The organism is Actinoallomurus acaciae, from assembly GCF_042429965.1.
Classification (GTDB): Bacteria; Actinomycetota; Actinomycetes; order Streptosporangiales; family Streptosporangiaceae; genus Actinoallomurus; species Actinoallomurus acaciae.
Genome location: NZ_JBHLZP010000891.1, coordinates 1 through 2,047 on the forward strand (window position 1 = coordinate 1; position 2,047 = coordinate 2,047).

Here is a 2,047-nt window from a genome sequence, read left to right on the forward strand (position 1 = left end):
GGAGGCGCGCGAGCCCGGCCCCTCCGCCTGAGCGCCGTCGTCGAGGGCCGCGATCTCCTCGCGCACGCTGTCGGCGCGCTCGTCGCCGATCGCGGCGAAGCAGGCCAGGGCCTCCTCGAAGGCCTTCCGGGCCGCCTCGGTCTCGCCCAGCTCCCGCAGCGCGACGCCGAGCTCATGGCTCCGGTCCCCGACCCAGAGCGGACCGCCCTGCGTGCGCAGCAGCGGGATCGCCTCCCGCAGGCTGTCCGCCGCCGCCCGCCATTCGCCCAGCACCGCGTGGTCGGCGCCGAGCCGGGACAGGGCCAGGGCCAACGTCGTACGGCGCAGGTAGGGCCCGCCTCGGTACACCGGGGCGCGCAGCTCTTCCAGCAGCGCGCGATGCTGCTCGATGGCCTCACGAGTACGGCCGAGGAACCGCAGGGCGTCGCCGTAGGCTCCCATGGCCTGGCGGCGGCCGTCCCACTCCTCGGCCTCCTCCAATCGGGCGATGGCCTGGCGGGCGTGGTCGGCGGCGCGCTCCAGCGCGCCGGGGATCCGCCGGAGGGCCAGGCCGGCGTACTGCAGCGCCCAGCCCTGCTCGCGCAGGTCGCCCTCCTCGAGTGCCAGGTCATAGGCCTGCATCGCGCGGTCCACGCTGTCCTGGAACCGCTCCTGGCAGGAGCACAGCGCCCAGGCGAGGTAGTTGAGATGGACGGCCTCGGCACGCCGGTCCCCCAGCGCGTGGGCGGCGCCGCTCGACAGCTCGAACACCTCCACCCAGTCGTCCCAGTGCACCACCAGGTCGGAGAACCAGTGCAGGGCGCCGGTCACCTCGACCACCCGGGCGTGCTCGCCCTCCTTCGCGGCCGAGCGCAGCGCGGCCAGCCAGCCGGCGCTCTCTCCCTCCAGCCAGGCGCGTGCCTCCTCGCGGGTGCCGAGCGGCACGAGGAGGTCGGAGCCGGCCGGCGGCTCGCCGTACTCCGGCTCGAACCACCGGCCCGCGACGGTCGTGACGTCGAGGAGCCAGGAGTTCATGCGGTGGAGAACCCTCCGGCGCGCGTCCTCCGGCTCCTCTTCGGCCAGCCGGGCGCGGGCGAACAGCCGGACGAGGTCGTGCAGCCGGTAACGCGCGAGATACGGCGCCTGGAGCAGGCCGAGCTCGACGAGCTCCTCGAGCGCGTCCTCCGCCTCGTCCGGGGTGACGCCCGCGAGCACGGCGCCGATCGCCACCCCGAAGTCGGGCCCGGGGACGAGCGCGAGGCGCCGGAACAGCTCGGCCGCCCGGCCGGACAGGTGCCGGTACGACAGGGCGAACGCCGCGGCCACGTGCAGGTCGCCGGCGGCGAGTAAGTCGAGCCGCCGCCCCTCGTCGGCGAGCCGCCGCGCGGGCTGCCCGGCGGTCCAGCCGGGCCGGCTCAGCAGCCGGTTGCCCGCGATCCGCATCGCCAGCGGCAGGTGGCCGCACAGCCCCGCGACGGTGTCCAGGTCACCGGCGCCGTCGCGTCCGCCGCCGAGGATGCGACGCAGCATCGCGACCGCGTCCTCCGCCGGCATTCCGGCCAGCGGCACCTGGTGCACCCCTTCCAGCCCGGCGAGCGACCGGCGGCTGGTGATCAGCACCAGGCTGCCGCCGCCTCCGGGCAGCAGCGGGCGCACCTGAGCCTCGTCCAGGGCGTTGTCCAGCAGAATGAGGCTTCGCCGGTCGCGCAGCGCGGAACGGTAGAAGCCGGCGCGCGCCTCCTCGTCCTGCGGGATCCTGGCCTCGATCACGCCGAAGGCCCTCAGCAGGCGGGTCAGCGCGGTTCCGGCGGCGACCGGGGCGGCGTCCATGCCGCGCAGGTCGACGAAGAAACATCCGTCGGGAAAGCGGTCGGCCAGCAGCTCCGCCGCGTGCACGATGAGCGCGGTCTTGCCCATGCCCGGGCCGCCCGACACGGTGGCCACCACGGCCGGGCCCTCTCCGGCGGCCTCGTCGGCGAGGAGCTCCAGCCGGGCGAGCTCGACGTCACGGCCGGTGAAGTCGCCCACGCCCCGCGGCGGCTCGCAGCCGCCCGCCGAGGGCGCCGCG

General features: G+C 75.9%; 1 protein-coding gene. It reads right to left on the minus strand.

Annotated features, from left to right (window positions below; all coding sequences use genetic code 11):
- Nucleotides 1-2,047 (minus strand): ATP-binding protein (locus ACFFNX_RS48550; RefSeq protein WP_378213222.1); only part of this gene is annotated, 2,047 nt, incomplete at both ends.